We start from the raw sequence: 19,074 nt of genomic DNA, 5'->3' as shown, positions 1-19,074 counted from the left end.
ACTCGATGAATAAACCGCATGATATCAACGTTTGTAATCTATGCATAAACGATATAAATCATATGCAATAGCGGTAAGTAGTACAAACGTTGATATGACAAGGTTTATGCGTGTTTGTAACCAAGGTGATTACTTCGTATAACGTGAATTATGTAAACTAATAATGAATAAAATCCTGCATAAAACCTACGGATTAAAAAGCCCCGGGGGCGTTCGAAATGAACAACGGCGCGCAGGGCCCGAATGATTTCCTACAAATTTTAAAACCTCGGGTCTATTTTACCGATAACTTACTCGGAATCTATAAACGTAATCTATTACGAATACAAATACACTACAATTAATTTGCGTAGTCGAAACGCTAGAGTTTTGTCTACGTTTTTCGTGTTTAAAACGGAAAGGAGGACGTTACATGAGCGATAAAAAACGACGCCTTGAGACGCAACTTACTCGTGAACAAATTACGGCAGCAACTTTATTATCGATTAATAAATTCTTACCAAAAGCAAGTACGATTGATGATCCGGAAGAATTAGCGAAAGCAAAAGAAAACGGACAAGTACGCTTAACACTCGAAGAAATCGCTGAAAAATCGAATATCAGTGTACGTCAGCTTTATACGTGGCGGCATCGTGACAGCAACTTTATCGAATACGTCAATCTACTTTCTTCGGATGCTTTCATGTCGCACCTACCTGACGTCATGCAAAAGCATCTCGATATGATGTTAAAAGGACAAGGTTCGATGAAAGGTATCGAGTTATTCTATAAATTTGGCGGTCTATTAGTCGACAAACAAGAAGTTAAGACGGAATCGGCGGACGGCGGTTTATCGATGGAAGAACGTCTTGCTCGATTAAAAGAGCGTACGGGCGGCGGGCAGTAATGGCGTGGCTTGACGGTAAATGGCTAGCTAGACAAGAACGCCAACAAGCGATAAACGATCGTTTATTATTACGAAAAGAATACGAAAAACTCGCTTCAAAAGGCGACTTGCTAGAACACGACGTCACACAATGGGAAGCATTAGAGGACGAATTGGAAAAGTTACAACGCGTGCATGCTTGCGAGCACGACGTACTTCGTTTTACTTACGAATACTTTTCCGATGAACTAAACCCCGACAACGAATCGAATTTGATTCCGGCAGGGCAGACGTTAGCAACCGCAGCAGACTTTCACCGGACGCTTTGTTCGTTACTCGACGATATTACTGAAGGAAAAACGAAAAGTAATGTAGGTTGGTCGGTAGGGCGACGTCATGCAAAGACCGCTTACCTTTCGAATTCTTATCTGTGTCATCAAGTAGTCTATCGATTGCAGAAGTATATTGTAGAAGTTTCCGAAACTACAGACGTAGCAGGTGACTTCATTAAATGGACAGTAAACCAACTCAAGTTTAACGAAAAGCTACGTGAGGATTTCGGTGGAATACTGCACCCGAAGCCGTCCATGAACGAAGTCGATAACAAATACGAATTTATTACGTCTACTGGCACGAAAGTAGAAGCGAAAGGTATCGGGACTCAGATGCGTGGCTTGCGTCATTTATCTGAGCGTCCAGGCCTATTTATCCTTGATGACTTAGAAAGCGGAGAAAATACGAATACTCCGGAGTTGCGAGCGAAAAACTTGCATTGGTTTCGTTCAGAAATGATTGAAGCGTTGGGTTTCGGTGGTATTTGCGTTTACATGGGCACGATCGTTCACTATGATTCGTTGTTAAACCACGTACTTACTAAGCGTAAAGATTTTATATCACGTAAGTTCCCGGCTATCTTATCGTGGTCAGAGCGGGAAGATTTATGGGAAGAATGGCGAAAGCTCTACAATGCAGATGAAAAAGACGCAGTAGACCAAGCCGATGCCTTTTACGAAGCAAATAAAGACGAAATGCTACGCGGAACGCAGGTACTATGGCCGCAAGCATATGATTATAAGTATTTCATGGAAAAACGTGAATCGATGGGCGCTAGGGCATTCAATCAAGAATATCTCGGAAACCCTGTCGATGAGGAGTCGCAAGTATTTAAACCTGAGTATTTCACGTACTGGACTGATAAGGATGTAGAAAACAAGCAATTAGAATATTTTTGCGGGATAGACTTCGCCATGGGTAAGGAAAAAGGCGATTATTCTGTTATTTTAACCGTCGGGCGCTCACCTAACGGTATTTTTTATGTCGTTGATACGTTTATTGAGCGTGTGCATCCCGATGTTTTGTTACAAAAAGCGGTGGAGAAGTCATTACAGTATCAATACTCGGGCATTGCAGTAGAGGCACAACAGGCGCAAGAATGGTTTGCGGATAAGTTATCGCAAGCATTGCAACAAGCCGGTTACCCGTCGTCTACTCGCATGAAACAAATTAAACAAAGAACGCGCAAAGCCTTACGTATTGAGTCATTATTACCGGACATTCAAGCGGGGCGTATCCGATTTAAACGGGACCAACGATTACTACTTGAAATGTTAGAGATGTATCCGAATCACAACCATGACGACGGACCTGACGCCTTGCACATGGCGGTTTCGACAGGAAGCAATAGTAACACAATTGTAAGAACGATTAGAAAAAGGATGAGATAGAAAGGAGGTAGCCTATGAATCGACCTATGGCAGACTACAACATATTAAATCCGTCTGACATGGACGAACTGTTATTTTCGCCATGGCAACAGGCTATTGGTAAAGAAACGTGGGATCGTATCAACCGACAAATTCGTTACTACGAGTATTATGACGGAAAACAGCACGTTGACCCAAATACCGGACAACTTGTAAGAGCTAGAGAATTACCACGCCCAGACGGATTAGATTATGACCCAACTCGTTACGCTACGAATTATTTTAAAGTTATGATTAACGAGAAGGCGCGTTGGCAAATGGCGGGTAAACATGGTATTTCTGTGTCTCCGATGCAGATCGATTCAATCGAGGAAATGCTACAGATGGACTACAAGCCATCCGAGGCACAAATAACTGAAAACCAGCGAGCAGACAGTTACGAAAAGTTGTTGTACAAGCTATGGAAAGAAAATAAAATGCGCGAAAAACTGATTCAAGCAGCAAGGGATAGGCTAATCGTTGGTAGAGTCGCTTGTAAAATCGTATTTAATCCTAATAGTGGGAAAATCAAGTGGGTTTTCCGTCCAGATACTGAAGTTATCCCGATTTATTCAGATGACGATTATGATGAATTAGAAGCGGTACACTTCGTTAACTTTAAACGTCTAAATAATGAGGAAGTTATCTATAAACAAACGTTTAGTCTCGAAGAAGGGCAGTGTTACTTGGAAGAAGCCTATTACGATAAAACGTTGAAAGTTGTCAAGGAAATTCAACCTAAAACGGCAATGGGTATTGACTTCATTCCAGTAGTTCTGTTTCCTGTTAATGATTTAAGTGCTTCTGACGCAAATAACACGGAAGTTGACGATATGAAAGAGCAAACGGATATATTAAACCGCATGAATGAAGACGCTCTTGACTCGCTTAAATTTGAAATGTTCTCAATGACCGCCTTGTTGAACGTACCTGAAGGAACAGCAAATAAATTACAAATCGCCCCAGGTGCTGTACTTGAAGCAAAAGGCGGAATGGACGGGCAAACGCCCGACATTAAAAAAGTCGAAGGTGGTTTCCGTTGGAAAGAAGCGTTTAAGGATCAGTATGCAAGGGTAAAAGGAGCGTTACATGAAATCACTTCGTTACCACAAATCGTACCGTCCGAAATGAACTTCGGGGGATTAAACAGTGAGACATTACACGTACTGTTCCATGATATTATCCAAGAAACCGAAGAGCATTGGTTGTCGTGGGGACCACGTTTGGAAGAATTACACGAAAAGACAATCCGATACTTACAAGCGAGGGTTGACCGACCTAAATTCGGATACGACCGAGAAGTAGTGAAAGCTATCGGTGACAACTATGACAATGAGATTCGATTTGTTCTTCCTTTACCAGATAATCGTAAAGAACTAGTCGAACTATTGACAGAAGAAACGACAGCAGGATTCGAATCCATTGCTGGCGCGATGAACCGTTTAGGTGTAGAAAACATCACCGCTAAGAAACAGGAAATTTCAAACGAGCAACAACGACGAAAACAAATAACTGATCCATATGGAGGTAGTGAATAAATGAAATTAGTAAATCGAAAGAAAACGTCATTCAGACTACGCCTAGGGAATTTACAACACTTTTCAGACCCTAATCCTGGCGACCCGCAAGACCCACCAACACCGAAGCATACTGACGAAGATGTTCAGCGAATGATTGACGAGGCTTTAGCAAAAGCGAAAGCAGAAGCTGATGAAAAGGCGGAGAAAGAACGTCAAAAGGCAGAGCAGGAACGATTAAAAGAGAAAGAAGATTACAAGAAGCTGTATGAAAACTTACAGCAACAATTAGCTCAGCAGAAAGCAAAAGCACTGGACGCTAAAAAAGAGGCGATTTTAGCAAGCGCTAATTATGCGCCAGAACAAATCGTTTTAGTCAAAGACCTGTTAAAAGGCGAGACGGACGAAGAATTGCAACAATCGTTGGAGTCCGTAAAATCAGTAGTTTTACCTTTAGGGAGTGGCGCCGATCCTTCGCCTGGTAATTCGAAAAGAGATAATCCAGAACCGAAGGATTTAGCAGACGTTGGTCGCGAGTTATACGCGAGATTAAAAGCCAACGGTAAATTATAAGAAAAAATAAGGAGGAATATTAATGCCAGTTTACACACCGAAATTTACAGAACAGCCGTTTAAAAGCGGCAAAAACATTTTAGCGAGTGAACACTTGCAGTATATCGAAGGAGGAGCGACATTAGACGCTACTAAATTCGGTGCAAAATACGTTGAATGTGGTACGGCTATTGCTCGTAACACATCTACAGGTAAGTTTGAACCTTATAAAGACGGTACAGAAGGTGCACTGCCGACTGGATTCGATGAGTTCGCTATTCTCGATATTGATTGGGATTGCGACGGCAAAAATGACGGAGTAGTCGGTCAAGTAATTATTCGAGGTTCAGTATACGAAGCAAAACTCGTAGGTGTTACAGAAACATTCAAAAAAGCCACACCACTAATTCGATACGTAAAACACATCTAATCAAGTCGCTATTAAAGCGGCTTTTTATTATGAACTTTAACGGAAAATTAAGGAGGAATATAAATGTCAGGTATTACACAACTAAAGGAATTTCAAAAGCCCGCACTTCGCGGTTTGGTAGACGCATTAGAAAAGGAAAAACAAGACGCACCATCGTTAGCAGACCGTTTCTTACCAAATGATCAAATCTTTTCTACGACATTTGCTTACGATGTAATTAAGAAATCGAATCATATTGCAGCGATGATTGGTTACGGTGCAGAGCCGCCAGTAGTTGACCGTGATGCAGTAGCGTCTAAAATGGGCGAACTTGCGAAAATGGGTCTTAAATATATCGCTACGGAAGAGGAGTTATTAGCGTTAAATCAATCACGTTCTGATACTGAACACAAAGCGATGATTGATAAATTAATAGTTAAAGGTGCTGACTTAGTAAAAGCGTTACAACGTCGAGTTGGTATCGCTAAATTAGAAGCGGTTACGAAAGGTAAATTCGACTATAACAAGAACGGTGTAAAAATCGTTGTTGATTACGGAATTCCAGCAGATCAAAAGATTGCTTTGACAGGCACGAACGCGTGGACGGACGTAAATGCAGACGCACTAGGTAACTTAATCGAATGGAACGATAAGTACTTAGATGTAAATGGTAAAAAAGCAGACGTTATCTTAATGACACGTGAAACACAAGCACTATTACAAAAGAACGCTGGTATTATCGCAGAAGTGCGTGGCGTAGCAAAAGACGGCGTTACACGAGTTTCTGTCGCAGAATTAAACGATGTTTTAGATGGGTACGGCTTACCACCAGTACAAATCGTAGAGCAACGTAAGGTTACGGTACGTAACGTTTATACAGGCGTCGACGAAGTAATCGAGTTTATGCCTCAATATCGTGTAGTATTCGTTTCCGAAGGACTAGGTAATTTCGTTTATGGTCCAACAGTAGAAAACGATTTTAAACCAGGTATTGTACTTGATGCTTACGATAAGAAAGAGCCAATCGAATCTGTATTACGTGCAGTAGCAGCAGGATTCCCTATCGTTGAGAAACCTTCATTATTACTACATGCTGACGTGGCGCAATAATGCTAGTTAACGTAAAAGTAATAGGCGGTATCGTAGACGGACACGGTATCGGCTCACAAATCGAAATCGACGAAAAATCGGCGTTATATTTAGCGTCGATTGGTTATGTCGAAATTATTGAAACGCAAGCGGTTACGGGTGAAAAAGGCGAGTCAGCGCCGAAAAAGCCCGCTACACGCAAGCGTACCACAAAAGTAACTAAAGGAGAGTGACGGCTATGGCGACGGAAGGTTTTATTAGCGTAGAAGAATTGAAACAACGGTTGCAAGCCGACGAAACGCTTTTTGACGAAGCATTAATCGCGAATGGCTTTTCGTCGCTAACCGTTCTTAACGAGAAACAAGCGCAATTAATTACGTTCTATTATCGCTATGTTGATTTAATGGCGAAAGCAACAGCCGAAGCATCTTCGTTTAAATATACGGACGGTGAAGAAAGCGTAGATAAGTCTAGTGTATCGAAGAATTACCGTGACTTGGCGCAACACTATTATGATTTATGGCGCAGCAAACGAACGGAATACGACGGTACAGGCTCTAGTTTTCGAATTGCTAAGCGGGTTGATCGTCCATGAGTGAATTACAAAACGACTTTGATAAAGCGCTCGATGAAATATCGAAGCAATACGAAAAAGAAAACGAAAAACAAGTAGAAGAGACGGTGAAGGAGATACTCTTAATCCGTCTTTTTTTAATGGATTTGATTAACGACTATCAAAAAGACGGTGTAATTAAACGGGGTAGATTAAACGCTTTATTACGAGATTTAGACTATTACGAAAAGGAGTTTCGCAAGCAAGCAGGAGCGTCATTCGAAAAAATAATAGATGATACAGCGAAGTGGACGACTTCTAAACTTGCTGAAACGCCTCTTAATGTAAAGGCTTTAGACTCCGTAAATAAACACGTTGTGAAAGATATGGTTAAACGGGTAGGAGATGACGGCTTAATACTGTCTGACCGAGTGTGGAATCTAGCGGGTGATATGCGAGCAGAGTTAACGAAGGTAATCCGACCGGCCATTCTTAAAGGTGAAAGTGTCAGTTCAATCTCACAAAAAATAAGAGAAGTACACGATAATGAGAAATGGAAAATCGAACGTGTAGCAATTACTGAGAGCAACAATACACACCGAGCAGCTACAATTTATAATGGAAATGAAAGTGATATTGTTACAGGTTACAAATTAGTAGATAATGGACACCGTCATAGATATCACTCGAAGCATATGTGTTACAAGTTAGCTAGACGTGACGATTACGGACTAGGTCCAGGTAGATATCCGAAAAAGATACCTGAAAGTTTATTAGCTCAACTGATTAGTCCGCATCCTCAGTGTTCATCTCGTTTAAATTACATTATCGGAGAGGAGGAATAACGAGTGCTAACTGAAAAAGATATCGAACAAATTAGAGCCAATCGTGAATTAATCGAACAGAATCGACGCGAATCTATTATTATATGGCGCAAAGGCGTGACGGAGGAAGATCCGATTACAGGCGAAGAAATTCAAGGTGAAGATATTCAAGAAATGGCGCAAGTCGTATGGAAGAAATTTACGCTTGAAGATAAGGCAAAGTTTTCAGGTACTGACGTAAAAGAAGGTGAAGCGCTTGTTACTTTCCGACTCGATGTCGATTTAAGTAACGTCAAGTATCTCGAAAGAAATGGTATCCAATACGTAATCATGCTTGTTGATGAACGAGGACTAGGTGGAGTCAACCGTCGAGAAGTAGTCGTAAAGAGGGTGATTTAGTGAAGGTAAGTGTAAGGGTTAAAGGTTTAGAAGATGTTTATCGCATGACTAACCCAAATCGTTATAAAACACCTGTTGCAAATACTGTAGAGAAACATGCGAGGTTGCAAGCGAATACAGCTTCTAATAGAGCACCTGTTGATTCAGGTAATTTAGCGGGAAGTATTCCACCAAGTGTAAAACCTTTTAACGGAGACAAAACGGGATGGTTATACGGTTCAGATGTTGAATACGCAGCCATACAAGAATACGCGCACAGAACGAAAAAAGGCTTCATGCGTAAGACGGCATTTGAGGGAGAGCAGCCGCTAGTTTCAGACTTAGAAAAAGCTATACAACGGACAACGAGAGGTTTATAACAGTGTATACAGTAAATGACGTAATGTACTCGCTGAAGAAATCATTAGAGGAATTCGCACCTACTATTTGGGTATATGACGGTGTTTCTCTAACCGGAAAAGCAAAGCCGTTTCTAACGATTGAATCTTTAACGGGGACAATCGATAGGTATTCAAAGGATAATTACGCACGAAACCATCTAATACAAATCGGAGTGTATTCCGATACAGTATCCAATCGAAACGAAATCCAAGATAGAATCATCGACCGACTAGAAAGACGGCCTATCGACTTGTACGATACGAGTTCGAATACGCCTAAACTAGTCGGTTATTTATATGCGGAAGTTTCTTCGTTCGAACCTATTCCCCAAGAAAGCACGGAACAGGTAACAGCGAAGCACCGCAGTTTCACCACGATAACTATATGAATTTAAGGAGGTATATGCATGGCAGGGACAGCAGCAGCGCCAGAGTTTAAAGGGAAAGAGACATTGTATCTAATCGACATTCCACAACCGGATGGAAAAAGTAAAACAGTTCGTTTATTTAACCAAACGTCTGGTTCACGTTCTATTGAAGCAGGGGAGATCGAGTTAAAGACAAAAGATAAGAGTGGTTCGGATTACGGAGATGTAACACAATCAGTATCTATTGAAGGTGTGAGTACCGAAGGAGATGAGGCGTTGGATTACATCGAGGAGGCTATTACGAATAAGAAACTCGTTAAAATCCACGAGGTTTCCTTACGTGGTGCTTCCTCTACGTCTTTCAAAGCAAAGAGTGGCACGTTTATGTTAAGTAATGTGGAATTATCACATGAAAACGAGGAGTTCTCTAAGTATTCTATTGAAGCGAAATTAAACGGTACGCTTTCGGTTGGGACAATTAGTACGTTACCACCAGGAGCGCCTGACGGAGGAGTTACTAATCCTGACACTCCAAGCACACCAAGCGAACCAGAAACACAAGGCAAATAAGAGAGATGGGCTAAAATGCCCGTCTTTTTAATTTAGATAATAACGGAGGTTTTTATAATGGCTAAATCATATACACGATTCGAGGTAAATGGAAAAGAATACGAATTAAAATACGGTTTTGAAGCAATTAAATTAATCGATAGTAACGGAGGTGCGTTTGAGTTTGTGCAAAAAGCAATGCGAGGTGGTCTTGAAGATTTCGTCGATGTTATTTACTACGCACTGATTCATACGGGCGAAGGTATTACACGTAAGGACGTAGAGGCGGAGGTTGAGCGTAAATTAATGTCTGAAGAATTATCTTTCGATGACATTCTAAAGGTAAACAAGGCGGTCGTTCTTAATAGTTTTTTCTTCAAGAAAACAGTGAACAAGTTACTGGCGAGTATGGGCGAGGATCAGAAGAAAGCGTTCGAGAGCCTGTACGAATAAACGTCGATGATTTACAAGCGGACTGTTTTCGGTATTTCGGTATGGATACACTTAGGTCGAAGCGATTGAGTATTAAGGAGTACCACATTATGCTAACTGGTTATCGTGAACGCCTTCTAGATACTTATGAGTTCGCTAGTATACAAGCGTTATTTAACCGAAATGCCCAAAGCGATAAGATCAAGTCTTTAGACGACATATACAAGCGTCCTGAAAACTCTCGAATGATTGAAGCCAAAGAAAAAGAACGGGAACAACTTACGAAAAAGATTCAGGCCAATGAGTCGTTATTCGACGATATCGAACGAGCGTTACGAAGTCAAAATGGAAAGGCGGTGAATAGCAATTATCCAATATAAAGTAGAAGTACAACTACTCGCTGATATATCGAACTTGCAAAGAGGCATGCAACAAGCGACGCAAGCAGTACGTAACTTTCACCAATCAGTAAGCCGACCAATAAATATACCAACACCTAATATGAGTGGTTGGAATTCCGCTATGCAAAGCGCTAGTCAACAAGTACGACAAATGAACGATCGTATGCGTAATATGACACCACCTCCACCGCCAAACATGAGTGGTTGGCAGTCTACGTTTCAGAACGTAGGTAACCGAGTGCAGGAGATGGGACACCGAGTACAACAAGCTGGTCAAACTATGCAAAATGCGTTTGCCCCTGCGGCCGCCGCTTCGGGTTTGTTTCTTGGGCGAATGATTAACGACTCGCGTGAATTCGAAAGTCAAACACGTAAAGCTGCCGTGTTAACAGGCGGTGCTTATAACAAGGTTAAATCGGACATTCTCGATATGGCGAAAACGTCTGTATACAGTACTGGCGAAGTAGCCGCCGCTTATGCCGAAATGGGAGCGAAAGGGTTCGACGCAGCCCAAGCAACCGCCGCTTTACCTGGTGTGCTTAGTGCCGCTGCCGCGTCTCAAGAGGATTTAGCGTTAGTTTCTGACACTGTAACTAGTGCGCTTAACGCTTTTGGTATGGAAGCTTCGAAAAGTGGGCATATAGCGGACGTACTAGCCCAAGCGGCAAACCAATCCGCAGCGGGCATATTAGATATGAATTATGCGTTTAAATATGCGGCTGGTCCAGCTAATGCACTAGGCATTTCGATGGAAGAATTGGCTGCAAGTATAGGAATCATGGTTGATGCAGGCTCTACAGGTGAGAGCGCGGGTACATCGTTGCGTTCTGTCATGCTAACCCTTGCAAAAGCAGCAAAAGAACCTCCTAAAGAATTGAAGAAGTTAGGGATTTCAGTTACTGACCAGAACGGAAAAATGAAATCTTTAGCGCAGATTATCGGAGAAATTAAAACAGGTATGAATGGTTACAGTGACGCTCAAAGAGCTGCTGCATTATCAGCTATTTTCGGTACTGAAGCAGTTACAGGTGTTTTAAATTTAATGAACGCCGGGCCAGAAAAAATCGAAAAGATGACGAAAGCGCTTGAATACAGTGGGGGCGCTTCGAAAAAAGCAGCGGACGCAATGCTTGAGGGTTGGGCAGGGGCGATATCAAGAATGGAATCTGCGGTAGACGTGGCGGCTCGTGCTTTTACTGATGCACTTGCGCCAGCCGTCACTGCGGTTGCTGGGGGCATTGAAAAATTAGCGAACGCGTTTACGGGGTTGCCCCAACCGATGCAAACAGTAATCGCAACTATAGTGGCAACCACGACCGCGTTCTTAGTCATTGGAACCGTAGTCGGTATAATGGCTAGCGCAATTGGAACTGCGCTCATCCCCCTAGGTGCTCTTATCGGCTGGCTCGGTAAAAGCACCACAGTAGCCAAACTAGCAAGTGCAGCAATGGTAGGATTACGAGCCGCCTTCGCATTTCTAACAGGACCTATCGGCATTGCAGTTATGACCTTAACCGCCGTAGGTGTAGCATTAACTCAACTATACCAACGTAATGAGTCGTTTAGAAACAGCGTTAATAGCGTAGTAGGTAGTATAAAAGGGTTTTGTACAACGCTATCAGCACTTGGTAAATATCTATTTGCAGTTGTAGAAGATGGGGATTATCTAAACGATTGGATTACCCATTTACCAACAGGATTCCAAGATGCCGCTCAGAAAATAGGCGAGGCGGTTAGTAAAATTCGAGACGGTATAATACAACTTTTTGACGCTACTAAAGCCGTATTTTCCGGAGATTTCAGTCAAATAGGTGAGATATTCAAAATGATCGGACCTTCTATCGCAGGCGCTATTGTTGGCGGAATTCCTGGCGTTATTATCTCTATATCTCGTTATCTACCAGCGATAGCCGAATATCTTAACGCTAACAAAGGAATTGTAGTAGAAGCGATTACAAACGTATTTAATTCTATCGCAGAATTTTTAACTACATCCTTACCGCAATTAATTGAAGTTGGTTCGCAAATGATAATGAGTCTAGTAAACGGTTTAGTCCAAGCGGCACCTTCAATACTAGAAGCGATGGTTGGCGTGATTAATACGATTATGCAGTCGATTGCTACGTATCTACCTATGCTAATTGAGGCCGGTATGCAAATTTTACAGGCGTTAATCACTGGAATTGTACAGGTACTACCTACAATTATCCAAACGGGATTACAACTAATCCTTACGTTAATTCAAGGGATTATGCAGATGATACCTATGTTAATTCCCGTAGCTGTAACGATTATTGAGACGATTGTTAACGGATTGATGTCGTTCTTACCTCAATTAATTGAGATTGGCATTAACGTATTAACCTCGTTAATCACCGGAATCACACAGGCTATCCCGATGATTGTACTAGTGATTATTACGGTAATTACAACGTTAATTGACGCAATTACAGCAAATTTACCAGCTATTGTACAGGCGGGGGTTTCGATTCTTACGACGTTAGTTGACGGGATAGTAAAAATGCTACCTCAACTTATCGACTTAGCGGTTATTTTGATTACGAAAGTAGCTGATACGATTCTAGCGAATTTGCCAGCAATCATAAACGCAGGGGTAAAAATATTAATGGCATTGATTGACGGGATTGTTAAGATACTGCCTCAATTAATTAACGCAGCGTTAACGCTCATCGCCAAAATTGTAGAGACTCTCATAGCTAACTTACCAAAAATCATAGACGCTGGTGTAAAGATATTAATGGCACTGATTGCCGGTATCTTTAAGATAATTCCACAGTTGATAGTGGCGGCAGTTATGTTAGTCGTAACGTTAGTCGGTGAGTTAATTAAGAATTTACCGAAAATACTAGAAGCGGGCGTAAAGTTAGTCGAGGCGTTGATTAAAGGATTATTATCGCTTCTGGGACAGCTTGGAAAAGCCGCTTTAGACTTAGGGAAAAAGATACTAAATACGATCAAGGAAGTTAATTTATTCGACATCGGCGTAGATATCATCAAAGGTTTGGTTAATGGTCTCGGCTCTATGTTTAGTTCCGTGTGGGGCAAGATGAAAGAACTTGGTAACGGCATCAAAGATCAAATAGCTGGAATCCTCGGTATCCACTCGCCTTCACGTGTAATGCGTGATTATGGGGTATATATTGGACAAGGTTTAGTTATTGGGATGGATAGTATGGTGGGCACAATTGAAAAAGCTGCTGGCCGAATGGCAGACGCCGTAACACCACGTTTCGAAACGATTGCACCGTCAGAATTATTCCAGTTTACAGGTGACAACCCACTCGCTAATTACTTTAACGCTATTTTCGAAGATGGTGACTATCTTAACGACTGGATTACACACATACCTGAATCAATTCGAGATGCCGTAAGAGATATTGGTAAGCAGATGGAACGATTTGAAGGATTAACAAAGGCAGAGGTTAATAGTTTAGCGAGACGTAGACTGCAAGTCGGACCAGCTAACGAATTGACTTACCGTATTGTAAACGAAGGGGTTAAACCTCAGAGGGATAGCCAATACGCCCGAGCGAACGAAATCATAAATAGACAACCTGCGTATATTAACGTGCAAATCGGTAAGCAAGAATTTGCGAAATTTGTTGACGATATTACTAACGAGCAAAAAGCGGCTGAAGAGCGAAGAGCAATATTCTAAAGGAGGGCGTTAGATTGCTAGTTTTTAACGGGATAGATTTAGAAGAGTATTTCGCAAAAAAGTATGAACAGGGATTTTTTATGGTTAACGATGTAAGAGGCCGCGGGGTTTTAAGCGACGAGGTTAATATGCTAACAGTTCCGCACCGTCCTGGATCCTATCACTTAAACAAAAGGACTCCCAACAGAGAGTTAGAGGTTGACTTCTCTCTCAAGGGAGTCTCCTTTTTTGAATTAAGAAAGCGAATTGATGAGCTTAGTGGTTTACTAAGTACGGACGACCCCGTGCCTATCTCGTTTACGGATGAACCAGACGTAATATACTACGGCACTAAAGAAAAAGTAGAAGAGAATTTGGAGAAGTCTAAAATTCACCAAGCGACCATCACTTTTGTCTGTTCAATGCCCTACAAACTGGGTAAGGTACAGACTCATCAATTCGAAAGAAACTGGACCACAGAAATCACATCGTACTTTACGAACAAAGGTAGCGTAGAAGCGCCGGCATTAATTAAAGTTGATATAGAAAATCCAAGCACTTTTTTAGACGTTTGGTATGGTTCGTATCCCAATGATCGTAATTATTTTCGAATTGGTTATCCCCTCACTGTAGAAGAAAAAACAGTACAAGAACGCGAACGCGTTATGTGGGATGAAATGTCTACTACAGTAGGCTGGACTCCTGTAAGCCAGTTTGATGATATGAAGGGGACAGGCTCTTTCAAAGTACGGGATGGTTACGCGCTTTATTGTGAAGATTACGGACAAGAACGAGGATTCCACGGTGCCATCGCCAAGAAGAATATTCCTGTTGGACCGTTGCAAGACTTTGAAATGGAAGCATGGGTACGCTTGAAATCAACGAATATCGGACAAATGGGGCGTGTGGAAGTGCTTCTTTTGGATGAAGCGAGTAATATTGTTGCACGCATCAATATGAATGATCTGTACTGGGATGCTGAAATGACAAAAGCATATATGCGAATCGGAAATACTGGAACGCCTAATAGTGTTCGAAAATTAGTCGATACAAGTGGCGCTCACCCGAACACTTTTAATCAATTTTATGGGCGTTTGAGAGTCGCTAGACGAGGGAATCAGTGGTCTGTATATGTTGCTAGATTCCGAGACGGAACAGAAATCGACGATGCTTCATTAGTGGAACGCTGGATTGATGAGAGTGGAAATCCAATGACAAATCGTAAAGTAGCTCAAGTCATGATCGCGATCATGGCATGGGATATAAATGATCCAGTTTCAGTGATGTCTATTGACGACTTAAAGATTTGGAAAGTGAATAAAGTACCAGAAAACACAAAGCCGTACATTTTCGATAAAGGAGATAAAGTGGTTATCGATACTGAAAACAGTTTGGTGACGATAAACGGTGAGGACGCAGTGGGTATCAAAGACATTTTCAGTGATTTTCCAGTCGTAGTACGTGGTGATAACCGAATCGACATCATGCCAGGCGATGTTGGAAAAGCCACTATCAGCTTTAGGGAGCGATATAGATAATGAAAATGAACGGAATTTTACATGTCGTAGACTTTAAAACAGAACAAATTGTTGCAGCTATTCAACCAAAAGATTATTGGGACGATATGCGGCACTGGGAACTCAAAAATAATATAGATACGTTACAATTCACTACATTTGATGGAACAGATCAAGCGGTAACTTTCCAACAACAAAATTTAATATTGAAGCAAGTTCGAGACGGTCGCATTGTTCCATACGTGATTTCGAATGAAGTGGAAAAGGACTCGAAAGACAGGTCTGTTACTGTGCATGCAGCCGGCGCATGGGTCTTGTTAGCGAAGGCTGGAATTATTAGACCACAACGAATTGAATCGAAAACACTTAATGAATTCATGGACATGGCTCTCTTAGGAACGAAATGGAAGCGGGGGCGTACAGAATACGCAGGATTTCACACAATGACCATTGACGAGTTTATTGACCCTCTTACATTTTTAAAGAAAATCGCTTCTTTATTCGGGTTGGAAATCCAATACCGAGTTGAAGTGGTTGGCTCTCAAGTAGTTGGCTGGTATGTCGACATGGTCAAAAAGCGTGGTCGCGAAACTGGTAAAGAGGTAACGCTCGGCAAAGATTTAGTTAGTGTGAGACGCATTGAACATTCACGTGATATTTGTACAGCTTTAGTTGGTTTTGTAAGAGGTGAGGGAGACAAATTGATTACAGTTGAATCAATTAACAATGGACTCCCTTACATCACGGACTCTGACGCTTTTCAGCGTTGGAGCGAGAATGGACAACATAAATTCGGATTCTACACACCGGAAACAGAAGAACAAAATATGACCCCGCAACGTCTTTTAACTCTTATGAATACAGAGTTAAAAAAACGTGTAAATGCGTCTGTTTCATATGAAGTTGAAGCGGCGGATATTTCGAAAGTATTCGGGTTGTCGCATGAGGAAATCAATGAAGGCGATACAATTCGAATTAAGGACACGGGATTTACACCGAAACTTTATTTAGAAGCAAGAGCGATTGCTGCTGATGAATCATTCACAGACCCTACGAAAAACAAATACACGTTCGGTGACTACCGCGAGATTATGGATCCGAACGAAGAGTTAAGGAAAATGTACAATAGAATCCTTTCTACATTAGGAAGTAAAGCGAACAAAGAGTTGCTAGAGCAGTTAGAAAAACTCGTACAAGAAACCGATGAGAAGGTTGAAATTGTACAAAAAGAATCGCAAGCCGCTAAAGAATTGGCGGAGAAGGTGCAAGAGAACCTTGAAAATTATCAAACGAAGATTTATGAGGGAGCTAACCCTCCTACAACAGGATTAGAAGCAGGGAAGACGTTATGGCAAGATATAAGTAATGGAAAGCCAGGTATCCTTAAAAAGTGGAATGGTGAGAAATGGGAAATATTGATTCCTGACTATGGCGAGGATATCAAAGAGCTTGATGAAAAGAATGCTCAATTTGAAACAACTGTAAATGGATTAAAAAGTGATGTGGAACAACTATCAATCACCACTGATGAACATGGAAAACAAATTAGAGAAGCTAACACGAAAATAGAACAAAATTCACAAGCTATCGAAGCGAAAGTTGAAATAAAAGATGTTGAGGATTATGTGGGTGGTATTGGTAGCATTAACTTGATTAGAAATGCCAAATTAACTAATGGTGTTAAGTATTGGAAATTACATGACGCTACAAGGACACATATTGATATAACTGTTGTTAAAGATGGTATAAACTCCTTCAAAACGGTTTCTACAGGAAATACTTCTAATCACTATTACGGAGCTGAACAAACAGTAGAACTGAGAGAAGGTGAAACAATTGTCGCTTCTGCTTACTTTAGAACTGATAACCCCGCTGGACTAGATCAGGGCGCAGCATTAGAAATTAAGTTCTTGGGTAGCGGTGGATTAATTAAACTAGTTTCTGAGGAACTAAAATTAGCAAAAGATCAGTGGTTAAAAGTTTATAAAAGCGCAATTGCCCCTTCTGGTACAGTAAAAGCAATATTTCGTTATCAGGTAAGACGAAACGGTACATTGTGGATGGCTCAACCAATGCTACAAGTCGGAACGATACCTTCTAGCTTTTTAGAAAATCCAAATGATTTTGTAGACAAAGATAAAATCATGGAAGAGTTGGCTGACAAAGTAGCAACTGAACAATATACCAAAAAAGTAACGGAGTTAGAAAGAAGTATCAGCGCTAATGAAAAAGGCGTTGCAATTATATCTGAAAAACACGAAACCTTTGTGAATGATACTTTCGATGCTTATGTCAAAGAAACAGGATCTAAATTGCAAGTGTTGGATGAAGGAATTCTAGCTCAAGTGAAAAAAGGCGATATTATCGCAGCTATCAATATGTCAGCAGAGAAGATAACAATTGATGTAGCAAAATTAGCAATTAATGCAGACACAATGGTCAAATGGTTAACTGCAAAAGGTATCGATACGAATCTCATTCGAATCAGTGGCGATAAGATACTCATCGACAAAAACGGTGTAACGATTAAAATGCTAGATTTCCTTTTCGAAGATGAACGAGGACTAAAAACAACGGTACAAGCCAAACGAAACCTTGTTATTGACCATGATTTTTCAAGTGTTCCTAAGCAGGTTATGCCAGGTAACACAGCATTTTCATGGTTCGAAACAGGACGATTTTGGAGGAAAAACGGTTCTGTTGTAATCGAAAATGACACGCTGGCATTTAGCTATGAGCGAATGGTGAATGCGACTCGGGTAGACAAAAACAGCTATGTTGAAACTACGGTGAAAAATGGAGTTCATCCGGGGAACATCTATACCGTATCAGCGCACTTTCGAGCTGCTACAATAAACGGTCAACGTGTTACCGCCAAACCTGTCATTCAAATTTTATATGTAAAGTACGATGACAATGTCCACTATACGACGTGGTACGAAGTAAGTAAGTCTTTTGACGCTCCTAGTACCTTTTACGGCGATATACAAAGACGAGCATTCACGATTACGATACCAGCGAGTTACAGACCAGGCGAACACGCTGTAATCATTCGCTTGAAAGCGGAAGGAGACGTTGGCCAAGGAACAGCTGTTTGTGTATCTGGTGTGGAAATGGTAACAGGTAAATACCCTTCTATGTATAGTTGGCAAGCACAAAGTGGCAGTGTATATGGTGGTATTATGCCAATCGATGGATTAGAATTTGGCGATAGTCAAGGTACGATTAATGTTGCCCAAGATAGAAAAACGTTTGACATAGGCGGAACTTTAGAGACGAAGTTTCACAATAACATCAGAGCAACGCAAGGTGTCAATCTCGGCGGAAATGAGTTTCAAGGTTGGGGGCATGTTCGCTTCACAGACGGAAACCAAGGAATCGGATTTTACGTCCACAATTCAAATGGTTGGTTTTTTAATAGATTAGGATAGGAGTGATCGTTGTGGAAGGCGATACGAACATTACTTTCCCCTTTCCTTTACAAGAAGGAGAAGGAATGCCCTTTATGGGCAGAGTTGTAGATTTAGAGAGAACGGAAAACGGAATTACTGTACAAATTCCATTCGACATGCTAGATAACGCAGGGTTAGAAATGGGTACAAATAAAGTCGAAGTGTGGAGGGAAGTACATGACGGAACGATTTGCATTCGAGTGACTACTATTTGTGATATCTGCAAAAAGGGCGCTCGTTTATACGAGCTAGATTTAGGGTTTGTTAAGCGAATGGTATGCGCGGAAGACTATAAAAAGATTGTGGGCGAATATCCGAAAGAAACACAAGAAAATGAAGATACAGAACAGGCGGAGTAGGAGGCAAA

The 19,074-nt window shown here is 41.3% G+C and carries 19 protein-coding genes; all 19 read left to right on the top strand.

What is annotated here, in order from left to right; all coding sequences use genetic code 11:
* The first annotated feature begins 412 nt into the window (after window positions 1-412).
* Window positions 413-886 (top strand): phBC6A51 family helix-turn-helix protein, encoded by a 474-nt coding sequence (locus tag MR059_RS12430; RefSeq protein WP_242161792.1) that lies wholly within the window; start codon window positions 413-415, stop codon window positions 884-886.
* The gene (gene terL / locus MR059_RS12425; protein WP_242161791.1) at window positions 886-2,589 is read left to right on the top strand and encodes a phage terminase large subunit; all 1,704 of its coding nucleotides are present in this window, start codon (window positions 886-888) and stop codon (window positions 2,587-2,589) included. Before MR059_RS12430 ends, terL begins: the two co-directional genes overlap by 1 nt.
* A gap of 14 nt (window positions 2,590-2,603) precedes the next feature.
* Window positions 2,604-4,145, top strand: coding sequence for a phage portal protein (locus tag MR059_RS12420; RefSeq protein ID WP_048723652.1), 1,542 nt, complete (start codon window positions 2,604-2,606; stop codon window positions 4,143-4,145).
* On the top strand, window positions 4,146-4,697 hold the full coding sequence (locus MR059_RS12415) for a hypothetical protein (protein ID WP_210351308.1): 552 nt from the start codon (window positions 4,146-4,148) through the stop codon (window positions 4,695-4,697).
* A gap of 22 nt (window positions 4,698-4,719) precedes the next feature.
* Window positions 4,720-5,106: a hypothetical protein gene (locus tag MR059_RS12410; protein WP_048723649.1), complete on the top strand. Its 387-nt coding sequence runs from the start codon at window positions 4,720-4,722 to the stop codon at window positions 5,104-5,106.
* Between the two features lie 63 nt (window positions 5,107-5,169).
* Entirely contained in the window at window positions 5,170-6,195 is a 1,026-nt protein-coding gene (locus MR059_RS12405) for a major capsid protein (protein ID WP_048723647.1), read from the top strand.
* Complete coding sequence (locus MR059_RS12400) at window positions 6,195-6,407, top strand: hypothetical protein (RefSeq protein WP_048723645.1); 213 nt, start codon at window positions 6,195-6,197, stop codon at window positions 6,405-6,407. Before MR059_RS12405 ends, MR059_RS12400 begins: the two co-directional genes overlap by 1 nt.
* A gap of 5 nt (window positions 6,408-6,412) precedes the next feature.
* Window positions 6,413-6,769, top strand: coding sequence for a hypothetical protein (locus MR059_RS12395; protein ID WP_048723643.1), 357 nt, complete (start codon window positions 6,413-6,415; stop codon window positions 6,767-6,769).
* A complete protein-coding gene (locus MR059_RS12390; RefSeq protein WP_242161790.1) occupies window positions 6,766-7,572 on the top strand; it encodes a hypothetical protein in 807 nt (268 codons plus the stop codon). Before MR059_RS12395 ends, MR059_RS12390 begins: the two co-directional genes overlap by 4 nt.
* A gap of 3 nt (window positions 7,573-7,575) precedes the next feature.
* Complete coding sequence (locus tag MR059_RS12385) at window positions 7,576-7,950, top strand: hypothetical protein (protein ID WP_048723640.1); 375 nt, start codon at window positions 7,576-7,578, stop codon at window positions 7,948-7,950.
* On the top strand, window positions 7,950-8,309 hold the full coding sequence (locus MR059_RS12380; RefSeq protein ID WP_242161789.1) for a hypothetical protein: 360 nt from the start codon (window positions 7,950-7,952) through the stop codon (window positions 8,307-8,309). The genes MR059_RS12385 and MR059_RS12380 overlap by 1 nt, the downstream gene beginning before the upstream one ends.
* Before the next feature lie 2 nt (window positions 8,310-8,311).
* Window positions 8,312-8,719, top strand: coding sequence for a hypothetical protein (locus MR059_RS12375; protein ID WP_242161788.1), 408 nt, complete (start codon window positions 8,312-8,314; stop codon window positions 8,717-8,719).
* Window positions 8,720-8,737: 18 nt separating this feature from the next.
* Entirely contained in the window at window positions 8,738-9,268 is a 531-nt protein-coding gene (locus tag MR059_RS12370; RefSeq protein WP_048723636.1) for a phage major tail protein, TP901-1 family, read from the top strand.
* Between the two features lie 57 nt (window positions 9,269-9,325).
* Window positions 9,326-9,700, top strand: a complete 375-nt coding sequence (locus MR059_RS12365; protein WP_242161787.1) for a tail assembly chaperone — start codon at window positions 9,326-9,328, stop codon at window positions 9,698-9,700.
* An 89-nt stretch (window positions 9,701-9,789) separates the two neighbouring features.
* Window positions 9,790-10,059, top strand: a complete 270-nt coding sequence (locus MR059_RS12360) for a hypothetical protein (RefSeq protein WP_048723631.1) — start codon at window positions 9,790-9,792, stop codon at window positions 10,057-10,059.
* Between the two features lie 46 nt (window positions 10,060-10,105).
* Window positions 10,106-13,759 (top strand): phage tail tape measure protein, encoded by a 3,654-nt coding sequence (locus tag MR059_RS12355; RefSeq protein ID WP_242161786.1) that lies wholly within the window; start codon window positions 10,106-10,108, stop codon window positions 13,757-13,759.
* A 14-nt stretch (window positions 13,760-13,773) separates the two neighbouring features.
* A complete protein-coding gene (locus MR059_RS12350) occupies window positions 13,774-15,276 on the top strand; it encodes a distal tail protein Dit (protein ID WP_242161785.1) in 1,503 nt (500 codons plus the stop codon).
* Window positions 15,276-18,686 (top strand): phage tail spike protein, encoded by a 3,411-nt coding sequence (locus MR059_RS12345; protein WP_277927678.1) that lies wholly within the window; start codon window positions 15,276-15,278, stop codon window positions 18,684-18,686. The genes MR059_RS12350 and MR059_RS12345 overlap by 1 nt, the downstream gene beginning before the upstream one ends.
* Before the next feature lie 65 nt (window positions 18,687-18,751).
* Window positions 18,752-19,066: a hypothetical protein gene (locus tag MR059_RS12340; RefSeq protein WP_242161831.1), complete on the top strand. Its 315-nt coding sequence runs from the start codon at window positions 18,752-18,754 to the stop codon at window positions 19,064-19,066.
* Window positions 19,067-19,074 lie beyond the last annotated feature (8 nt).

It is taken from the genome of Bacillus cereus group sp. BfR-BA-01522, assembly GCF_022662635.1.
GTDB lineage: Bacteria > Bacillota > Bacilli > Bacillales > Bacillaceae_G > Bacillus_A > Bacillus_A cytotoxicus.
The sequence above is the reverse complement of the archived record's forward strand: the minus strand, read 5'-3'. Positions and strand labels throughout refer to the sequence as shown.